Origin of the sequence: Bacillus sp. BR3(2024) (assembly GCF_039134555.1) — a bacterium.
Classification (GTDB): Bacteria; Bacillota; Bacilli; order Bacillales; family Bacillaceae_G; genus Bacillus_A; species Bacillus_A cereus.
Genome location: NZ_CP152433.1, coordinates 2,867,302 through 2,886,793, shown reverse-complemented (window position 1 = coordinate 2,886,793; position 19,492 = coordinate 2,867,302). Strand labels below are relative to the sequence as shown.

Below are 19,492 nucleotides of genomic sequence, written 5' to 3'. Positions count from 1 at the left end.
AATTGGCTGGGTAAAAAAACAGCCAATTGGACGGTGTTATATCCAGCCAATTTTACTATGCTAAATAGGGAAGGGGAGATTCGGATGAAACGATGGCAAATGGAATGGCTCCTAGTATCAGTTGCATTAGTATGGGGAGCAAATTATACAATAGGAAAGTATGGAGTGGCATATATGTCATCCATTCAATTTAATAGTTTACGATTTTTAGTAGCATCACCGGTATTATTACTTATCACTTTTATGATGGAACGCTCATTACGTATTGAAAAAAAAGATTGGTTACGATTAGTAGCAGTCGGTATCGTTGGTACGGCAATGTATCAAACGATGTTTATGCTATCTGTGAAATATACTTCAGCAACGAACGCCTCATTATTAATTGCGATGTCACCTATTTTTACAGGGATATTAGCAGTATTGCACAAACAAGAACGTTTTTCGATGAAAGTACAAATTGGTTCAATAGTAGCGTTTATTGGTGCAGCATTCGTTTTATTAACAGGACATACAGGAGGAACTACTTACGAATATGCGTGGCTCGGAAACATAATTGGATTAGTCGCAGCGATTGCGTGGGGATGGTATCCAATATTAGCGCAACCTCTTATAACAAAATATTCCGCAATGAGAGTCACATCATGGTCTACTTTAATTGGAATTGTACCTCTCGTTATATACTGTTTATTCAACGTAAACACATTAACGTGGCCAGTAGACATGCCAAGTTGGGGTTCACTAGCATATTCAATTATTTTTGCGACAATCTTTGGGCTAGCAATGTGGTATGTCGGTATTAGTCAAATAGGCTCAACGAAAGTAATGGTTTATATGTATCTTGTACCATTGTTCGCAGTTATCTTCGCGGCAGTAACTATCGGAGAGCAAATCAACATGATGCAACTCGTTGGCGGACTTATAATCTTTATCGGCTTATATGTTGTAAAAAAGGGTGGAATCAAAAAGCCAGCTCTCAATTTGAAAAAAGTAAGTTAACAATAAAAAGGATCTCTTTCATATAGAAGGAGATCCTTTTGGTTTTTGTAATAAAAGCGCTTGTTCAACAGCCCATTTTTGATGATCATGAATGAGAAGCTCTACAGCAAGTAAAGGAGACATCCACCGCAAAACATGATCTTCCTCATAGTTTTCAGTTTGTGTCTGCACCATGTTCGCAATATAAAAAAATCCATCGTTTAAATAATATGTATCTTCTTTTTCCGCATAAAAATATCGCATTGCATTACCGATATATTGATTAATTTCAATTGCCCATCCTAATTCCTCTAGTAGTTCACGATGTAAGCATTCATCTTTTGTTTCGGTACCTTCCATACCGCCACCAGGTAAAAAATAACGGTCTCCTTTTTGGATAATAGCAATGTTTGAAGAAGTTGAGTTAAAAATAATTGCATAACAACTAGGCCGTAATACATATTGCTCAGTAGGCTTTTTATAACCAAAAATAAGTTTAGATATCATAAAACACGTCACCTCTCTATAAAATACACAAAAGGAATAATAAGGTAAAAACAGAATTGTATAAGTATAATCTTACGAGATTGGAGTGATAACAAAATGATAAATCGAAAGTGTTCGCGCTGTAAAGAAATTACAGGTACATTGCACGGTGGTAAAAAAATTAAGGAAGAATTTCTATGTGAGGACTGTTTACAAAAAGGAATTGCGAGCGGTGAAATCGAATTATCACAAGTGGAGCAAGAACAAACTTCGTATCTTTCTATAAAAATATTCAAAATAATGAGTGTGATTTATTTAATAGGATCTATTTTAATGGCTTTTTCAACTGGTCCATTTATACATAATATAGGATTTGATGAAATGCCCATTTCAGGGCCAGAATTAGGTTTAATAAGTATTGTTATGCTAGGTTCTATATTTCAGTCAGTTCTCGTATTTTGCGGGATATGGGTATTCATCCTATTAGTAGAAACAGTCATTAAAATTTATGAAAAAATGAAGTGAGTGAGAGGGAGAAACATATGCGAGTAAGAAACATCCAAGGGGAAGATTATGTAAAGATTCATTCTGTTTTAAATGATTGGTGGGGCGGGAGAGACATGGCTGTCATGTTGCCAAAATTGTTCTTCATTCACTTTCAAGAAACGAGTTTTATTATTGAAGAAGAGGGAGAAACGTTAGGTTTCTTATGCGGATTCTTCTCACAAACGCATAAAGAGGAAGCGTACGTTCATTTTATCGGTGTCAATCCGAAGTATAGAAGAAGAGGAATTGCATCGACATTGTATTCGTATTTCTTTGATGTCGCACGTGCAAATAACCGTAAAGTTGTAAAAGCAATCACGTCACCAGTTAATAAAAAATCGATACAGTTTCATAGGGAGATTGGCTTTCAAATTGAGGCTGGGGATGATGAGATAGAGGGTGTATCGGTACATACAAATTATGATGGGAATGGCGGTAGTAGAGTTTTATTTTTGAAAAATGTGTAGAAAAATAAGCTTTACCAAAACCCACTGAGTTAAATGTATATGAAAATGTTATCCGTTGCATAAAGAATAGCTGACTTTGTTAGCTTGATAGAAGCTAGTATGATAGTCGAAAGGAATTTCCATAACATAATTTCATCTAAAAAAGAGGGATCTATATGAATTTTGAGAGGGATAGATATTTTTTACAGATGGCATTGGAAGAAGCAGAAAAGGCATTAAAAGAAAACACATATCCAGTAGGAGCAGTTATTGTTGATGGAAATAATAATGTCATTGCAAGAGGAAGGAATAGAGTGCATCCAGAAAAAGACATAACAGCTCACGCAGAGTTAGACGCTATTCGCAATGCAGGGGAAGCAATGTTTGATGCAAAAATAAAAAATGAGAGGTTTACTATTTATAGCACGTTGGAACCGTGCCCAATGTGTACAGGTGGTATTTTATTTGCAAAAATACAGAGAGTAGTCTGGTTACTAAATGATGACTTAGGTTTTGGTGGATATAAAAAGATAAAAAATGCTTTAGTTTTCGAAGGGAAATTTAATAAAATCGACATGGTGGAAGAACCATTTGAAGACTTAAAAACAAGACAAAGAGAACTTATGAGACAATGGGAGCTAAATCCCAATAATATTATTAACTTGCGTAGGGCTATAAAAAAATAGTTATTTCTTTAAATTAAATTAGGATAACGCCACATTACCATCAGCTTAAAAAATATAGTGAAATTATATCGATTTAACAATAAAATATGGAAGAATCTATTACGAATAGAAAGCCGTCCTAAAAGTATTCTAGGATGGTTCTTTTTGTTGTGAGGAGCTAAAAGTATGGAGAGTAAACAAAGTAGAAATGAATACTTACGACGCATTTATAAAGTGCAAGATTATATAGAATCAAACATAAATGATTCACTTTCAATTGAAGAGTTAGCGGATGTAGCAGGATTTTCAAAGTTTCATTTTCATCGGATTTTTAAGGGGATAGTAAACGAGTCATTATCACGGTATGTAAACCGATTGAAGTTAGAAAGGGCAACACATCTACTTACATATCGGACAGATATGACGATTACAGATATTGCGTATCACTTCGGATTCACAGATTCAGCAGTTTTCTCCCGAACATTTAAAAATTATTACGGCGTAAGTCCATCTCAATATCGAAACGACAATAGCAAGAATTGCAAAGACGTAAGAAGAACTTCTCAATACAATGAATGTAAGAAGGTTCGAGGAAATGTTGAAATTGTAACAGCAGACAATATAAACGTCGCATACATAAGACATATCGGTACATATGAAGAGTTAACTATAGCTTTTCCGAAAATGATAGAGAAATTATTTCATTACGCAGCTAAGCAAAACTATCATGTATTTGAGGATACGAAAGTATTAACCATTTACCACGATCATCATGAATTTACTGAGGACTATCATTTAAGAACAAGTTTATGTGTAACAATTTCAGATGAATCCACAGTAGAAACGAACGACGTTGGAATAATGGTAATACCTTCTGGAAAGTATGCAGTAGGACATTTTGAAATATGCCAAGATGAATATAAAGGAGCATGGGACTTTATATACGGTGAGTGGCTTCCAAATAGCGGATATAAACCGAGAGATTCGTATCCTTTTGAAGTATATAGAAATGACCCAAAGCAGCATCCAAAGCATAAACATATAGTTGATATATATGTACCTATCGAACCTTTTTAATTATAGGTTAAAGGGGAAGGAATAATGAAAATTGCTGAAAAGTTAGATCAGATTATAAAAGAAGAATATGAAAATATGAATGGTATGTTAGTAGTGCAGAAAGGTAATGTTATTTTTGGAAAATATTATAACGGTTACGGTCCAGATGATGCATTTCACATAGCGTCAGTCACAAAAACGATAATCTCTGCGCTAATTGGGATATGTATAGATAAGGGCTATATAAAAAGCGTTGATCAAAGAGTAATAGAATTTTTCCCGGAATATAACGTTAATTCATCTGAAATAACAGTACGACATCTGTTGACAATGACAGCTCCACATCCTTTCGTAGACTGGCAGGAGCCGTTAGAAGAACTATGTATGCAACGAGATTGGGTACAGTATACGTTAAATAGGATAGGACAAGGCGGAGAAATTGGGGCTTTTAAATATTCATCTGAAGGAGCTCATATACTATCAGCGATCATAACGAACGCAACAGGAAAAAATGCGCGTGAATTTGCGAATGAATACTTATTTCAGCCACTCGGCATGAGAGAAATTCCAAACTACAATATGAAAGCATTTGGATTTGATGACTTATTCGGAAAAGATGTGAAAGGATGGGTTCACGATCCAAATGGTATTTCGACGGGTGGCTGGGGACTAACGTTAACGGTTAGAGATATGGCGAAGTTTGCACAGATGTATTTGAATGAAGGTATTCATAATGGAAAACAAATACTATCAAAATCATGGATAAAAGAATCGACAGAAATGAACCCAAATCAATATGGTTACTTATGGTGGTTACGAGAAGAAGATGGAATCTTTTCATACTGTGCAATGGGTGATGGGGGGAATATGATTTGTTGTATTCCAGAGAAGGAATTGGTGGTGGTGATGGCTTCTGAAGTTGTGCCAGAAGCAAAGGATAGATGGAGATTAATCAAAGAGTATATACTTTTAAAAGAGTAATGGTGAACTTGTAGAAAAATTTAAACGAGCCCCGTAACTTTCCTCAATAAAAAATCGTTAAACATTAGGAAGGGTTATTAATCAAGAATGGGGGAGAACTATGAAGATATTAATTCTAGGCGGTACACGATTTTTAGGAAGAGCATTTGTAGAAGAGGCTTTGAACAGAGGGTATGAAGTTACATCATTTAACCGCGGAACAAACAAAGAAATCTTTCCTGAAGTGGAGCAGCTTATCGGTGACAGAAATAACGATGTATCAAGTTTAAAAAATCGAAAGTGGGATGTTGTCATAGACACGTGTGGATTTTCTCCACATCATATTAGGAATGTTGGAGAAGTGCTCAAAGATAATATTGAACACTATGTATTCATCTCAAGCCTTTCCGTATATAAAGATTGGATTCCGCATGACATAAAAGAAGATTATATATTACAGCCCGAACCGACGGATGATCAAATAAAGGCTGTAGAGAATGGTGAAGTTTCACCTTATGAGTATTATGGTGCACTGAAAGTATTATGTGAAAAAGAAACAGAGAAGTATTGGCCGGGGCGTGTGTTACATGTAAGAGCAGGACTTCTTTCAGGAATGTTTGATTATACAGATCGACTTCCATACTGGATTCAGCGTGTAGCAAAAAGAGGTAACGTGTTAGTTCCAGGAAGAAAAAATCGTCCAGTGCAGATAGTTGATATAAAAGATGTAGCGAGATTTGGACTCAACATGGCAGAAAATAATAAAGCAGGTACATTCAATATAACAGGTCCGAATGATGAATTGACGATGGAAGAGCTATTAAATACGTGTAAAAAGGTTACGAATAGTGATGCTGAATTTGTTTGGGTAGACGAATCGTTTATGAGTGAACATAATGTGCAGCCTTGGACAGAAATGCCATTATGGCTTCCGGAAACTTTTCCATTAGAAGGGGAAAAGAAGCCGTGGAGAGGTGGATTTTCTATTAGTATTAAAAGTGCGGTTAATGAAGGGCTTACTTTTAGAAGAATAGAAGAGACAGTTACAGATGTGTATGAGTGGATGGAGAGTACGGAAGAATGGGAATTAAAAGCAGGTATTTCAGGCGAGAGGGAGAAGGAATTGTTAGAAAGATGGTATCAATAAATTTAGCGGAGTTCTTTGAATATGCTTGATTGCACATAAGGAGGAAAAGGTGATGTGGAAAGACACCATTCACAGTATCTCATCAAATTTAAGCTTGAAAAACCCAGCTACGAAGGATGAACTTACTGATATACAAAAATGTTTACATGTGGAGTTACCGAATGATTTATATCAATTATTACAGGAAACAAACGGTATAGAAGGTGAATACGGTGACTTTATATGGTCTGCTTCAAAAATTAAAACTGAAAATATGAGTATGAGAAATATAGTTGATTTTAAGGATTTATACATGCCTTTTGACTGTTTATTATTTTTTGCTGATGGGGGAAATGGTGATTTGTTTGGCTATTCTATTTTGAATGGAAAAGTACAAAGAGATGATATATATGTATGGAACCATGAAAATGATAGTAGAACGTGGGTTGCTCCTTCTTTAAAGACTTTTATGGAGTGGTGGGAGAGTGGAAAGATGATAATTTAAATATAGTATCAAAAAAAGTGCCTTGTTACTAAAGAAACAAGGCACTTTTTTACGAATAATTAATCTACCACTCAATCGGTTCTTCCCCATACATCTCCCATAGCCTAGGAAACATCTTTTTTAAACCTTCTTCATCGTCTTCATTCCAGTCAAATTCAAAATCTACATCGTCGAATTCTTCATTAGATAAGACATGGTAAAGTGTAAAGTAAGTATCATCTTCGTCACCAGTTTTTTCTGCATATACAGTGAAACCGAAATATAAAGAAAGTTCTTCTATTTCTGGGACGTCATACTCACTCAAATTTTCTAATACAGGAATTAATCGTTCTGGATCTTCAATACAAGCTTCGTATGTCTCTTTTCCTTGATATAATAACCATCCGCGGAAGTAATCGAAAGTATCATCTGAACAGCCACCCATAATAATATAGGTTGCTGCCCATAAACGGGAGGTATAGGAGTCTTTCAAAAGGCGATGCATAAGCGTATCAAAAGCTACAATTTCATGTACTGTACGTTTAGCAAGGTGAGAAGTAAGCCATTCTATTTGTTCTTCTTGGTCCTCACCTTTCGTTTTTGCACGATGAAGTAGCTCCCAAAATTCTTCTTCGGTTATCGTTTTTTCTTTTATGTAATCTTCCCCAGGCAACGGGTCTGTATATCCTTTTTTACGTTTGGAAGCAACTAGTTTATTAGCTTCATTCATACATTCTTCTTCTGTTTCAAACTCTTTCGCTTTCACACTGCCAGCTGTGCCAATTTTTCCGTAAAACACAACATAGTCTTTTTCTTTCACAACGATTTTCCAAAACTTATTTGATTTCTCAGTTTGCTGGATTAATAACGTTTCCATCCGTACCCCCATAATGTTTTCTAGTGTGCAATATGATTGTAACATATGTATATACACTTGTAATGATGAAAAATAATAGTTTAGAAAATTCAAAAACCGTTGAATGGAGTGGATAAATTTTGTAACCTTATTTGTACAGTAATTACATAATTGTTTTGTAATAATTCGATATTTATATAAGGGGGCGTTACGGATGGATCTTACGTTTAAAGTTGAGGAAACATGTTTTAATTACCGCGTTGGAGCAATTTGTAAACAGGATAATAAAATACTTATTCTGCAAGGTGACGGTGAAGATTTTTGGTACGTACCGGGCGGAAGAGTGAAAATGTTAGAAAACAGTGAGGATGCGTTACAACGGGAACTTGCAGAAGAACTAGCTGCTCCTATTAAAGGGAAGAGATTAATATGGTCAGTAGAAAATTTCTTTACACTTTCTGAGCAAAAGTTTCATGAGATTAGTTTTTATTATGAAGTAGAGCTACATGAATTACCTGCAAATGGAGCGGATCAATATATTTTGGAAGAAGAGGATAGAACATATTTGTTTAAGTGGGTGCCGGTAGAAGAGTTACATGCATATAATTTACAGCCTGCATTTATAAAAGAGAAAGTAAAGAATATAGCAGTTCATACAGAACATATCATTTTACAAGATTAAATGTATTCGGAGGAGAAAAGGATGAAGGGGATTAAAAAAGAGATACATATAAATGACAAAGTAATTTATTACACACATATCGAAAAAGGTTCTAGTACGGTTTGCTTTATGTTTTCAGGTTCAGGATACAATTATGATAAGCCGTTATTTTATTACGCGACGATGCTTATGCTTGAACATAAAATTGATGTTGTACATATTCATTATTCTTACGACGAACAAGTAATGAATAAACCAATGGAAGAAGTAACAAAAATAATGATGGATGATATGAATCCTGTAATGAAGGAAGTATTAAAAGCTGAGCAATACAACGATACTGTATTTTTAGGGAAGTCACTCGGAACAATTCCAATTGCGAATGATTTAATGAAGAGAGAAGAGTTTTTACAGTCGAAAATGATATTACTGACACCGTTACTGACGTTTGATACGATTTTTGATTCTATCTTGCATAGTAATCACGAAGGATTTTTAGTTATTGGGGATAAAGATCATCAATACAATGCAGATCAAGTTGATCAGTTACATAAAACAAATTTACAGATTGAAGTTGTCAAAAATGCAAATCATTCTGTAAATGTTGGAGAATATGAAACAGAAAGTTCAATTGAGGCTATAGCGAAAATAATAGGAAAACTTAAAGAAGTTGTTAGGACAAACTAACCTATTAATACATGCAAAAGAGGTGCGAATTGCACCTCTTTTACTTTAATAAGCCTTCAAAACATGAAGTAAATAATCCTTACGATTCAGCGGATTATAATCAACACGTTTTCGAGTAGGGAAGGGAGCCATAAGTTTTGTGAAACCAGCTGGCTTCGTTGTAAATATGCCTTCTCCTTCTGTAAATGAATGTAGTATTCGTTTGAAACTCTCTGTTTTCGCAACAGGTAATGATCCTGTTAACTGGTAAGAGTTATTACTTAATATAGGCTCTGCAAAAGTTGCTGGAACGGCAGCGAGCTTATACATTGCGGTACTAATTGCTTGCTCCGGTACAGTTAATTCAAACGCATTAACTGGTTCATATACATATGTTGCAGCTTGTTTTAAAGCATCCATTAAAACGAGCGGTGTTAAGTTTCTAAAGTCACTCGCTGTTGTAACAGGACTAGCATAACCAGTATGTGTTAACGTGACGATAATATCTGTAACTTCCCACCCATATAATCCTTGTTTTAACGTTTGAAATACCGTATCTTCAATCGCTTTATGAAATGCTAAAGGTAGTGAGCCGAGCTCAACACCTAATTTATATGTTATACCGCAATTAAGTTCACCACGTTCAACTTTGAATCCGATTGTTGCGTAAAATGGATTCTCTTTTTCACCCATTACTTCAACAGAATTGCCTACGCCAATTGGTTTCTCGATACATACAACTCGCGTATTTGAAAAATTAACCTGCAAATTATATTTCTCATAAAGTGTTGTTTCAATTACTTCTTTTTGTACCTCACCGAAAAGGCGAATATATAGTTCATTATGAACATCGTCTTTCCAAACTTTAATGAGCGGATCTTCTTCACATAGTTCCATAAGAACAGCGTATAAATTATGAATTTGCTCTTTAGGTACCGCATCAATGGCAGCTTCCATTTGTGGTTCGGCAAAGTGAATATCTTTTATATAATCTGTACGTTCACCGATAATATCACCAATTTTAATATCATTCAGCCCCCACACTTTACAAAACTCACCGCTAGGAACGGTAGAAGTTTGAACGGTATCTCCATTATGAAATAGGCACATTTTTTTTATCTTTTCTTTATGGAATAGAGACTTACTGCGCTGTATATTAACATATTTTCTAACATGTAAGCTACCTGAAAAAACTCTTATATACGCAACCTTTTCTCCAGAAGGTTCACGTTCAATTTTAAAAACAATACCGGATAATAGTTCCTCTTGTGCCGATGTAAGAGCTGGCATTAGGGCCGGTAGTTTTTCAAGTAGTTCAGTTACTCCTATACCTGTCATTGCTGAACCGAAAAAGATTGGATACACATTTGCTTGCTGTATTTGCTGTTCTAGTTTTTCTCTTAATAGTGCGTCCGGTATTATTTCGTTATTTACATATGATTCAAGTAACGATTCATTAAATGGTGCTAACAGTTCCATACAATCGTCATATGATTTGTATTCAATGATCCGGGCTTCTTTCGTTCCTTCGTTTAGAACAGAATAGAAGGGGAATGCTTCATTTGAAAGAACCTCTTTTATTTGTTTCATAACTTTTTCATTGTTTGCGCCACTACGATCAATTTTATTAACGAATAAAATAGTCGGTATGTTTAGTTTCTGTAATGTTCGCATTAAAATTTTTGTTTGTGCTTGCACACCTTCAACGGCAGAGATAACTAAAATCGCACCGTCTAGAACGCGGAATGATCGCTCCACTTCAGCGATAAAATCAGCGTGTCCAGGTGTATCAATGACATTTACTTTTACAGCATCAATAAAGAAAGAAACGACAGATGCTTTAATCGTAATTCCGCGTTGTCTTTCTAATTCCATTGAGTCAGTTTGTGTATTACCACTATCTACTCGGCCAATTTCTTTAATCACATTCGTTTCATAAAGAATACGCTCAGTCAAACTCGTCTTGCCAGCGTCTACGTGCGCGACAATCCCTATATTTATTGTTGTCATTTGTGAATATCCTCATTTCATTTTCCATTTTCAATTCCTCATTTCTATTTGTATATTGCCGCATTATCAATCACTCTCCAGTTCTTTAAATTAGTATTATTATAGTGCAATTAACATTATTTGTAACGCTACAAAGCGCCTTAATTTGGAAAAAATAAAATGAAAACAAAATGCTTGCATTCTAAATCGATATAGATTATATTAATTGACATATCAACTATTGATACATCAAATGTTTTTATTTTGATTGTAAAGGAGGGTTAATTTGACAAGTTCATGCTCAAAAGAAGCGATTATTTTATATAAATTACACTTTCTAAATAAAGAAGTAAGTTCGAAATTTGAAGGGTGTACGGGTATGAGCCAGTCTCGATTAGAGCTTATACTTCAATTATTTGAAGTAGGTGAAATTAGTCAAAAAGCACTTCAGCAAGAAGTGAATATTGATAATGCTGCGATAACAAGGCATTTAAAGCAGCTTGAGGCCAATGAAATGATTGTAAGACGTAAAAATCCAGATGATAACAGAATTACGTTAGTTTCTCTTACTGAAGAGGGACGAAATAAAATTCAGGCGTTTCAAGAGGAAAAAGAACGTTTTGCCGCATCTGCATTTAAAGGATTAAGTGAGGAAGAACGCGATAATCTTTTAAATATGTTAAATCACATTCAAGAAAATATAAAAGAATTATAAAAAAGGGAGAATACAACTATGACTAACTCAGTAAAAACAAATGATTTTAACGAAATTTTAACAGGACGTCGTTCAATTCGTAAGTACGACCCTTCAGTGAAAATTAGCAAAGAAGAAATGACAGAAATTCTTACAGAAGCAACACTTGCACCATCTTCAGTAAACATGCAACCATGGAGATTCGTAGTGATTGAAAGTGACGAAGCGAAAGCAACACTTGCGCCACTTGCGAAATTCAATCAATCTCAAGTAGAAACGTCTTCAGCAATGATTGCTTTATTTGGTGATTTAAACAACTTTGATAACGCAGAAGAAATTTACGGTACAGCAGTAGAGCGTGGACTTATGCCAGCAGAAGTAAAAGAAGATCAAATGAAAAAACTTTCAGCTTACTTCTCTATGGTTACACCAGAAGTAATGAAAGATACGGTATTAATTGACGGTGGTCTTGTAGCAATGCAATTTATGCTAGCAGCTCGTGCGCACGGTTATGACACTTGTCCAATTGGTGGATTTGAGAAAGATCAAATCGCAGAAGCATTTGGACTAGATAAAGAAAGCTACGTACCAGTTATGTTAATTTCAATCGGGAAAGCTGCAGACAGTGGTTACCAATCAGTACGTCTTCCAATTGAAAAAGTTGCAGAGTGGAAATAATTTTATAAAAGAACTTCAATAAGTGAAAGATGAGAGGGGAAGCACCATGATTATTATTCACGCAATATTTCAAGTAGACCCAGCAAAACAACAAGCATTTTTAGAAGAAATTCAGCCACTCATTCATGGTTCAAGAGAAGAAAGTGGCAATGTATCTTATGACTTATATAAAGATACAGAAAAAGAAAGTGTTTATACGATGGTAGAAGTATGGAAAGATGAAGCAGCAGTTGCGAGCCATAATACGAGTGAACACTTCACATCTTTCGTTAGTAAAGCAGCACAATTTTTAACTGCTCCTCTTGATATAAAAGCTTATAATGGAGAGTTAGTAAAATAATAAGGTAGAAAAAGATGACTTTAGCATATTGGTCTTACCCCTGTCAAGTAGACAGTAATAGATTAGGTGTCTTTTCATTAAGCAGCCTTAGTTCCAAATTCAATAGGACTAAGGTTGTTTAATCTTTTTTGAAATCTTTTGTTATTGTAATAGCCCATATATCTTTTAGTAGCCTTAAAAACTTCTGCTTTTTCATGAAACGTATGTCTATAAAAGCATTCTGCCTTAAAATGACTAAAAAAACTCTCTATACATGCATTATCGTAACAATTTCCCTTCCTAGACATACTCACAGTTATTTTGTGCTTTTTAAGTAATTGGTTATATTTTTTTGACGTATACTGATAACCTCGGTCGCTATGTAATACTGTTTCGTGGACTTTTCTTTTTCTTAAGGCTTTATTGACTGTGTCTGTAACTAATTTTAAATTGTTGTATTCGCTCATTTGGTAGGCCACAACTTCGTTATTGTAAAGGTCTAGTATCACGGAAAGATATATGCGCTTATTGTTAAAGGTAAGATAGGTTATATCTGTAACCCATTTTTCATTTGGTCTTGTAGTTGAAAACTCTCTGTTTAACAGATTTTCCGACACGACGCATTGTTCTTTTAAACCAAAATGCCTCCACTTTTTCTTTCGAATCTTAGCTTGTATCCCCATTTTCCTCATTAAACGATATACTCTTTTGTGATTTATCTGTAAACCATAATACTTTTTGAGCCATATACAAATTCTTCGGTAACCATAGCTTCCATTTATATCTGGATCTCGTTCGCATTCTACTATTTTAGACATGATAAATTGATCCTCTTTCATCTTTTCAGAGGGATCGTTGATTCTTTTTTCCCACTTATAATATCCACTTCTTGAAACACCTGCAATTTCACAAAGCAATACAATTGAAAAGTTCTGTTTTAAGGTATGAATGACTTCGTATTCTACTGATTTACTTTTGTTGACCTCATCTCCTTTTTCGTAGCTAATAGCTTTTTTAAGTATGCGTTTTCCGCTTCTAATCGTTGTATTCTAGCATCTTGACTGACTTCATTTGTTTGTTTAGATCTTCCGCGTTTTTCTTGTAGGCCCAGAATCCCCTCATTTTCATATTTTTTAATCCATCTATCTATAACTGAATATATAACTCCCAATTCCTTTCCAATTAATTTGCTTCCAATTCCTCTATGTGAGTACAATTCAATAGCTTTCATTTTAAAATCAATTGAAAAAGTTCTTCTAATTTTCCCCATAAAAAATCCCCTCCATAATAAACAGTAAAGTAACTTTCTTTCAACTGTCTACTATAAGGGGATCATATCATATGGCTGAAGTCATCTTTTTTGTATAAGTAGAATCCATTTTGGACTCAGTTATGTTGATAGATAAGCGTTGCTCGTATCCTCAGTAACAGTGCTGAATTGTATGTTAAATTCGAACATTCGGTTTATTGGGATATTTTTCCGTGGTATAATTTTCTTGTAAATAAAAGGTAGAGAGGAGCAAGTAATGGGAGAATTTCAAAGTAATTTGCATACGGCAACGCAACTTGCAACGAAAATGAGAAATGCTTCAGATAGAATGAAAAGTGCTACTAGTCGCTCTATAAATAAGGCAACGCGTACTACACTATCTGCGAACTTCAAGGCACAAGAAGCAAATCAACAAAATTTACAGATCACGAAACAATTTTGTACTGCTTTTCAACAAACAATTGATAATATCCATTCCGTAGCAAATGAATTTGAGAAAATGGATACAGGACTTCAAAAGACTTTTCAATAATGTAACAACCTACGTAAAGGGGAAAAGGTAGGGGGAAAAGATGAGTCAAGGAATTGAAACGAGAATCAATCAATGTAATCAAAAATTACGAATTATATTTGAAGAACAAAATGAAAACCGAATCGCGCTGCAAAATCAAGAACGAGCTGAGGCTAGTTTTCATGAATGGAAAAATAGAAGTAATCGTTTATTTAACCGAATACTAGAAACTTGGCACGGCGACAAAGAAGTGTTTCACCTTTTTACGAATATGCGGCAAGAAATCGGACAGTATGAAAGAAAACTTACATTCGAATTAGAAAATGAAAAAGAGACGTTGCTTAAAGAAAAACGGCATCTCAGTGAGAAAGAAAACGACCTTTCCTATGAACAGCAGCAACTACAAAGGGAGGCCAATACATGAGTTTAAACATGTATTTGGGAGAAGTACAAAGTCAAACTCAAAGTATGAACGCTATATGTAATGCTACGATTCAAAGTATGGAACAAGTCATTCAATCTATTGATGCCTTTGCGATAGACACAGTATTACAAGGACAAACATACAGTAGTGCAAAATCCTACCTTGTCCAAACATTTCGGCCATTAGCGCAAGGAATTATATGCTTATGTGAAGAATTAATTCGCCAAAACGAAGCATTTCCAAATGAGTTCCAAGCGAAAGTTGCTTCGACAGATGTGATTGAACAAGAAATAAGAGAACAAATAAGGGGAATTAATCAATCGATTACAAGTATAGAAGCAATAGAAGTACTTACACCAATGCCCGGAGTAGGTGCAATTGTAACGGTATTAGGTGCAATGAGAAAAAAACTGGAAGAAAAACTAGAGCATTTATATGAATTCAATCATTCATCCAGCAACAACTACAGCACCGCTCTCCAATTAGCAGCTAGCATCACAGCCGGACTCGCTGAAGTGCAAAGTGGGAAAGGATTTAGCCCTGTGAGTGGGACGTTTAGTATACAAGGATTGAATATGGATTGGGTGAGTTCGATTCAGGGGATTATAGAAGAAATAGCTCGGAAAAATGATCAGTCAATTAAAGATATAGAAACAAATAACATAATTGAGAAGAAATCTCCGGTTAGAAATGCTTGGGACGATGCGACAGACAGTATAGTTGGCACGTTTGAAACAGCGAAAAAGATGTGGGAAGCTATTCAAAGAGGATCGGGGAAAGCTATTGGTGATGAAATCGAGTCCGCAATAGCTTTAAGTAATATGGACATAGGAACTTTTATTAATGTAACCTATGCACTTTTTCATTTGGATGAAACTGCAAAAAATATGTGGCATGCATTTTCAAATAAAATAAAACGAGATATGATAGAGGGAGATGCAGAGAGTCGTACAGAATTGACTACCTATGGATTAACACAAATAGCTACCACAATATTAGGCGATAGGGCACTAAATAAAGTAGGCCATATCACAAAAGGAGCAAAAGCATCAAGTGGAGTAAGTACATTTGCTAATGCGGTAAAACTAGCAAAAGAATTGAAGCCTACGCTTGAAATGTTACAATCATTTAAGAGAGAGGCTTCCTATGCACTCTCTAGTGTTGGTGGAACTATCGTAACCAAAATACCTCAAGGCGAATTAATAGAAGCTTATTATAAGTTTGCGAAGTCTAAAGATGGTGGTAAGGGTACGGGTGAAACACTATCTAAAAAGAAATCAATACCGGACTTTGTGAAAAAGCAATGGGAAGCAGGGAATAGATTTAATAAGGAAAATCGTCCTCGATATCCTTATAATGAAGTAGAGTTAGAGGCAAAGGAAATCAATGGGAAGAAATATGTTGTAGATTCTTATATTCCGGGTGAAGAAATTGTCTCGAGGAAATTTACCCAATTGGCTGAAGTAAAAGAAAAGACGGCATTAAGTTATCTAAGTGAGTTTACTAAAAAGTATTCTTCCGGTTCAGAAATTTCTTCAGGTAAATTTAATCCTAATGCTTTAAAAGGTGGTCGACTAGATGGAGAGTTAATTTTGGAAATCCCTGTACAAACAAAGCCAGTTCCACAAAAAATTATTGAAGAGGCGAATGAGAAAGGGATTATTATTCGTGATATTAATGGGAAGGTGTATAATTAATGGAAATTTATTATTGTGATAAGTGGTCTAATATAAAAAAGAAGCCTTGGAATATTATTGATGAGAATGCAGCCAAGACACTTCATGAAAATCGTCATTCTTATACTGCTGTTCTTAGTGATGGAGAGCAGCCAAAGTATTTAGTAAATGTCACTGAGAAATGGGTATCGGTAAGTTTTTTGGATGATTTTCTTCGTAAATATTTACACTACGATTTTATTGTTAAAGAAGATAATAGACTATTCCTAAGGACAATAATGTATTGGGAATATGACGGGGATACACAGTTAAAAAGTATGATTTTGGGGTATCAAGAAAATGGTCATATTGCTATGGAGCAAAAAGATTCTAAAACTGGAGAAGTAGAAGAGCGAGAGACAAAAGATGATGTATCTAGAAATTGGGATACATTCCCTGAGTTTGGCCAATACTTATATTTGTGCAAAGAAGAGAGATAATTCTTTTGAATATAAGAACAATAACTAGGCGAGATAGCTATTAGTGAGCTAAGAATATAAATAAATGGAATAAACATGAAACTAATGAATTCCTAAGTTTTAAAGATATTGTAAAGTTAATTGAAAATCCCCTCAAATGATCCTACTTAATAAGCAGATGAACTTAAAGCACTTGATTGCCGACTAAAAGCAACAAGTGCTTTTTATTTCGGAATTACAATATTTGGTGAATTATATATCCAAAAATACCAAAACAAAAGTTTCAAATGATGAAGTGCTTCCACAATTCTCTTTCATGATATGAAGAAGTTTTCAACGACTGGATTATCGTAGCAGAAGTAGGAACTGGCGGGTTAGCGTCACAAATTGTTATTCCATTAGATATAGCAGCAACAGCTACTGTGGCAAGTCTTTTTGTACATGGTGGATTTGTTTGGAATAAATCGATTCAAAATACTAAGGATACTATTCAAAAAATCCAGTCTTCTGGTGGGGGTGCGGCTAACGGTAAACCTAGCAGTAACAAAAATACAAATGTAGATAATTTTGATGCAAAAACAGCTACAAATAAGCAAAAAGGGAACTATGGTGAAATAAAATCTAGTGACAATTTATTGAATAATCAAAGTTTAAAAGAAGCTGGATTTGATTTAAAGCCAGTCGGAAAAAGTGCATCATCAGGCATAAATGATAAAATAGTAAAAGGGATTGATGGATTATACGAAAATGCAAATGCAGAATCAAAGATCAAATACGTTATAGATGAAGCTAAGTTTGGTAGTTCACAATTGGGGAAAACTAAAGATGGACGACAAATGTCAAATGATTGGTTGAATGGTGCGAAGACCCGAAAAAGTAGAATATTGATGGCAGTTGATGGAGATGCAAAATTAGCATCAAAGATTACGAAAGCATTACAAGATCAGGAAGTTGAGAGAGTGTTATCAAAGGTTGATAGTAGTGGAAATGTGAAAACATTTAGAATAGATGCAAAGGGAGACATAATTGGAGAATGGCCATAATTTAAGGAACTAGGAGGAATTGAATAGTATGAGAGATCCTTTATGTATAGAAGAAAAATGTAGAGAAGGAATAGAATATAATAAAGAGTTTATTGAGGAAAATAGAGAGGAGATTAAAAGTTTTGAAGAAGATGAAAGGAATGGTATTCAAAGAAAGGCTAAAGATAATAAAAGTCTTATAGAAGGAAGGTATCTATTAAATTTTAATTATGAGTTAGAGGATATTAACGCAAAATATTCCCTAGGAGAAGCTATCCATACAATAGAAGGAGATTTTGACAAAGCTCTTATTGATTTGAGGCATATAGGGGAAAATGAAGTTGGATATTTAAATCTAATTTGGATGATATCTCTAGGGATTTTATTAGAAACAGATAAAAAGAATCTTGTAAGTTTAGCCAAGCTAGTTGAGAAGGAAAATATGAACGACGCAGTAATCGATTTCCTCTTATGCGCTAGTGATATCGGATACACAAAAATGACGAATAGATATTATAAAGAAAATCCATATGCAAAAACGAGAGAGATTATAGAACTTGCACAAACAGATAAAAAAGAAGCGTCTAAAAGATTGCAAACGTACATGGAGAAAGAATGGTTTAAAGGCCATTATGATTATGAATGGAAAAATGCACATAAAGAACCTGGATATGTGGGGTATTGGAGCTTTGAGACAGCTGCAATAGTAAAGATACTCGGACTTGATGATACAAGTTTAAAAGATAATAATCATTATCCATATGATTTGGCACATTATAAAAATGAAATGAAATTCAAGCATATAGACCTAAGTGAATATCACTATGAAGATGAGACAGAAGAAATCGAGGATATAGTAGAAGGAATTGAACATAATCCTGCATTGGAAAATATTATTCCGCCAAAATGGCATTCATTGGTCAATGAATTAATACATGATTATGAGAATATGGATGATAGTAGTTTTTATGAAAAATACAAAAAAACGATAGGAATAGGTCAAGTGTGGTTCTTACCACAAGAGTATGAAGAAGAAAATGAGCAAAAAAATCTATTAGGAAGTTTAATTGTGTTTGCCCTGACGGTAAGAGATTATATATTACAACTGGACTATAAAGACGATTTAGAAGACTACATTGATAATCTTAAAAATTTCTGGAATGTTTCAGAAACAAAGTTAGTTCAATTTATATTAGAAAATGATCAAAATTATTATGCATGGGTACCAAAAGAAGCAAGCATCCCAAATATGTATGAAGTGAAGATTGAGAGTGTCGATGTACAGGAAGTTCTATAACGAACAAATCGAAATGGTTTTTATTATATGTAATATTAGAATGCATTTTACTAGTTAATTGAAAACAATGTATGCATGGGAGTAAAAAGGATGTATTGTTACTAAAAATTAGAGGGAAAGAAGGCTGTTGGATTGAGTTAAGCACCTCATTGTCAATATACGACAATAGGTGCTTTTTTGCGTGCAATGAAGAAAAAATAAAAGATTCATTTTCACTCTATTTCATC

24 protein-coding genes are annotated in these 19,492 nt (G+C 34.5%); 19 read left to right on the top strand and 5 right to left on the bottom strand.

The features are described 5' to 3' along the window. Nucleotides 1-84 precede the first annotated feature (84 nt). A complete protein-coding gene (locus V7S45_RS14955) occupies nucleotides 85-996 on the top strand; it encodes a DMT family transporter (protein ID WP_000832976.1) in 912 nt (303 codons plus the stop codon). 18 nt (nucleotides 997-1,014) lie between these two features. Here the strand turns inward: V7S45_RS14955 and V7S45_RS14950 are convergent, their stop codons facing one another. Next, on the bottom strand, nucleotides 1,015-1,482 hold the full coding sequence (locus V7S45_RS14950; RefSeq protein ID WP_025687521.1) for an NUDIX hydrolase: 468 nt from the start codon (nucleotides 1,480-1,482) through the stop codon (nucleotides 1,015-1,017). 96 nt (nucleotides 1,483-1,578) lie between these two features. Here V7S45_RS14950 and V7S45_RS14945 point away from each other — a divergent pair, with 96 nt between their 5' ends. The 7 genes from V7S45_RS14945 (at nucleotide 1,579) to V7S45_RS14915 (ending at nucleotide 6,765) form a co-directional block, all read left to right on the top strand. Beyond that, nucleotides 1,579-1,986 carry a DUF3980 domain-containing protein gene (locus V7S45_RS14945; RefSeq protein ID WP_000610495.1) on the top strand — a complete coding sequence of 136 codons (408 nt, stop codon included), beginning with the start codon at nucleotides 1,579-1,581 and terminating at the stop codon, nucleotides 1,984-1,986. A 17-nt stretch (nucleotides 1,987-2,003) separates the two neighbouring features. Then, entirely contained in the window at nucleotides 2,004-2,474 is a 471-nt protein-coding gene (locus tag V7S45_RS14940; RefSeq protein WP_001266062.1) for a GNAT family N-acetyltransferase, read from the top strand. 155 nt (nucleotides 2,475-2,629) lie between these two features. Next, nucleotides 2,630-3,139 carry a nucleoside deaminase gene (locus V7S45_RS14935; protein ID WP_001008618.1) on the top strand — a complete coding sequence of 170 codons (510 nt, stop codon included), beginning with the start codon at nucleotides 2,630-2,632 and terminating at the stop codon, nucleotides 3,137-3,139. Between the two features lie 165 nt (nucleotides 3,140-3,304). Beyond that, on the top strand, nucleotides 3,305-4,195 hold the full coding sequence (locus tag V7S45_RS14930; protein ID WP_025687520.1) for a GyrI-like domain-containing protein: 891 nt from the start codon (nucleotides 3,305-3,307) through the stop codon (nucleotides 4,193-4,195). 24 nt (nucleotides 4,196-4,219) lie between these two features. Continuing rightward, nucleotides 4,220-5,155 carry a serine hydrolase gene (locus V7S45_RS14925; protein WP_342761420.1) on the top strand — a complete coding sequence of 312 codons (936 nt, stop codon included), beginning with the start codon at nucleotides 4,220-4,222 and terminating at the stop codon, nucleotides 5,153-5,155. A gap of 100 nt (nucleotides 5,156-5,255) precedes the next feature. Next, a complete protein-coding gene (locus V7S45_RS14920) occupies nucleotides 5,256-6,281 on the top strand; it encodes an SDR family oxidoreductase (protein WP_000697724.1) in 1,026 nt (341 codons plus the stop codon). Nucleotides 6,282-6,333: 52 nt separating this feature from the next. After that, nucleotides 6,334-6,765, top strand: a complete 432-nt coding sequence (locus V7S45_RS14915) for an SMI1/KNR4 family protein (RefSeq protein WP_000265342.1) — start codon at nucleotides 6,334-6,336, stop codon at nucleotides 6,763-6,765. A 64-nt stretch (nucleotides 6,766-6,829) separates the two neighbouring features. Here V7S45_RS14915 and V7S45_RS14910 read toward each other — a convergent pair whose 3' ends face one another. Then, complete coding sequence (locus V7S45_RS14910) at nucleotides 6,830-7,621, bottom strand: DUF4240 domain-containing protein (RefSeq protein WP_000449129.1); 792 nt, start codon at nucleotides 7,619-7,621, stop codon at nucleotides 6,830-6,832. Nucleotides 7,622-7,814: 193 nt separating this feature from the next. On the opposite strand from V7S45_RS14910, the gene V7S45_RS14905 reads away from it, so the two are divergent. Continuing rightward, entirely contained in the window at nucleotides 7,815-8,282 is a 468-nt protein-coding gene (locus V7S45_RS14905; protein WP_000366244.1) for an NUDIX hydrolase, read from the top strand. Nucleotides 8,283-8,303: 21 nt separating this feature from the next. Further along, nucleotides 8,304-8,948, top strand: a complete 645-nt coding sequence (locus V7S45_RS14900) for an alpha/beta family hydrolase (protein ID WP_000676202.1) — start codon at nucleotides 8,304-8,306, stop codon at nucleotides 8,946-8,948. A 45-nt stretch (nucleotides 8,949-8,993) separates the two neighbouring features. On the opposite strand, the gene V7S45_RS14895 is transcribed toward V7S45_RS14900, so the two are convergent. Then, complete coding sequence (locus tag V7S45_RS14895; RefSeq protein WP_000207793.1) at nucleotides 8,994-10,937, bottom strand: TetM/TetW/TetO/TetS family tetracycline resistance ribosomal protection protein; 1,944 nt, start codon at nucleotides 10,935-10,937, stop codon at nucleotides 8,994-8,996. Nucleotides 10,938-11,202: 265 nt separating this feature from the next. Between V7S45_RS14895 and V7S45_RS14890 the strand changes: the two genes are divergently transcribed. The 3 genes from V7S45_RS14890 to V7S45_RS14880 are packed head-to-tail and all read left to right on the top strand — an operon-like array spanning nucleotide 11,203 to nucleotide 12,628. Next, nucleotides 11,203-11,631, top strand: a complete 429-nt coding sequence (locus V7S45_RS14890) for a MarR family transcriptional regulator (RefSeq protein ID WP_000204162.1) — start codon at nucleotides 11,203-11,205, stop codon at nucleotides 11,629-11,631. Between the two features lie 18 nt (nucleotides 11,632-11,649). Beyond that, nucleotides 11,650-12,288: a nitroreductase family protein gene (locus tag V7S45_RS14885; protein WP_000185393.1), complete on the top strand. Its 639-nt coding sequence runs from the start codon at nucleotides 11,650-11,652 to the stop codon at nucleotides 12,286-12,288. A 46-nt stretch (nucleotides 12,289-12,334) separates the two neighbouring features. Continuing rightward, a complete protein-coding gene (locus V7S45_RS14880; RefSeq protein ID WP_000583804.1) occupies nucleotides 12,335-12,628 on the top strand; it encodes a putative quinol monooxygenase in 294 nt (97 codons plus the stop codon). 77 nt (nucleotides 12,629-12,705) lie between these two features. Here the strand turns inward: V7S45_RS14880 and V7S45_RS14875 are convergent, their stop codons facing one another. Both V7S45_RS14875 and V7S45_RS14870 read right to left on the bottom strand, forming a co-directional pair. After that, nucleotides 12,706-13,614, bottom strand: a complete 909-nt coding sequence (locus tag V7S45_RS14875) for an IS3 family transposase (protein ID WP_231130557.1) — start codon at nucleotides 13,612-13,614, stop codon at nucleotides 12,706-12,708. Beyond that, nucleotides 13,569-13,877 carry a transposase gene (locus V7S45_RS14870; protein ID WP_342761419.1) on the bottom strand — a complete coding sequence of 103 codons (309 nt, stop codon included), beginning with the start codon at nucleotides 13,875-13,877 and terminating at the stop codon, nucleotides 13,569-13,571. Before V7S45_RS14870 ends, V7S45_RS14875 begins: the two co-directional genes overlap by 46 nt. A 256-nt stretch (nucleotides 13,878-14,133) precedes the next feature. Between V7S45_RS14870 and V7S45_RS14865 the strand changes: the two genes are divergently transcribed. The 6 genes from V7S45_RS14865 to V7S45_RS14840 all read left to right on the top strand — a co-directional run bounded on the left by V7S45_RS14865 (nucleotide 14,134) and on the right by V7S45_RS14840 (nucleotide 19,265). Then, nucleotides 14,134-14,409: a TIGR04197 family type VII secretion effector gene (locus V7S45_RS14865; protein ID WP_000503633.1), complete on the top strand. Its 276-nt coding sequence runs from the start codon at nucleotides 14,134-14,136 to the stop codon at nucleotides 14,407-14,409. A gap of 40 nt (nucleotides 14,410-14,449) precedes the next feature. Continuing rightward, complete coding sequence (locus tag V7S45_RS14860; protein ID WP_000077520.1) at nucleotides 14,450-14,812, top strand: DUF3958 family protein; 363 nt, start codon at nucleotides 14,450-14,452, stop codon at nucleotides 14,810-14,812. Further along, a complete protein-coding gene (locus V7S45_RS14855) occupies nucleotides 14,809-16,509 on the top strand; it encodes a T7SS effector LXG polymorphic toxin (protein WP_000056121.1) in 1,701 nt (566 codons plus the stop codon). The genes V7S45_RS14860 and V7S45_RS14855 overlap by 4 nt, the downstream gene beginning before the upstream one ends. After that, the gene (locus V7S45_RS14850; protein WP_000409336.1) at nucleotides 16,509-16,967 is read left to right on the top strand and encodes a hypothetical protein; all 459 of its coding nucleotides are present in this window, start codon (nucleotides 16,509-16,511) and stop codon (nucleotides 16,965-16,967) included. The genes V7S45_RS14855 and V7S45_RS14850 overlap by 1 nt, the downstream gene beginning before the upstream one ends. A 401-nt stretch (nucleotides 16,968-17,368) precedes the next feature. Then, nucleotides 17,369-17,989 (top strand): hypothetical protein, encoded by a 621-nt coding sequence (locus V7S45_RS14845; RefSeq protein ID WP_000157554.1) that lies wholly within the window; start codon nucleotides 17,369-17,371, stop codon nucleotides 17,987-17,989. A 28-nt stretch (nucleotides 17,990-18,017) separates the two neighbouring features. Further along, complete coding sequence (locus V7S45_RS14840; protein ID WP_001205550.1) at nucleotides 18,018-19,265, top strand: PoNi-like cognate immunity protein; 1,248 nt, start codon at nucleotides 18,018-18,020, stop codon at nucleotides 19,263-19,265. Nucleotides 19,266-19,492: the final 227 nt, after the last annotated feature.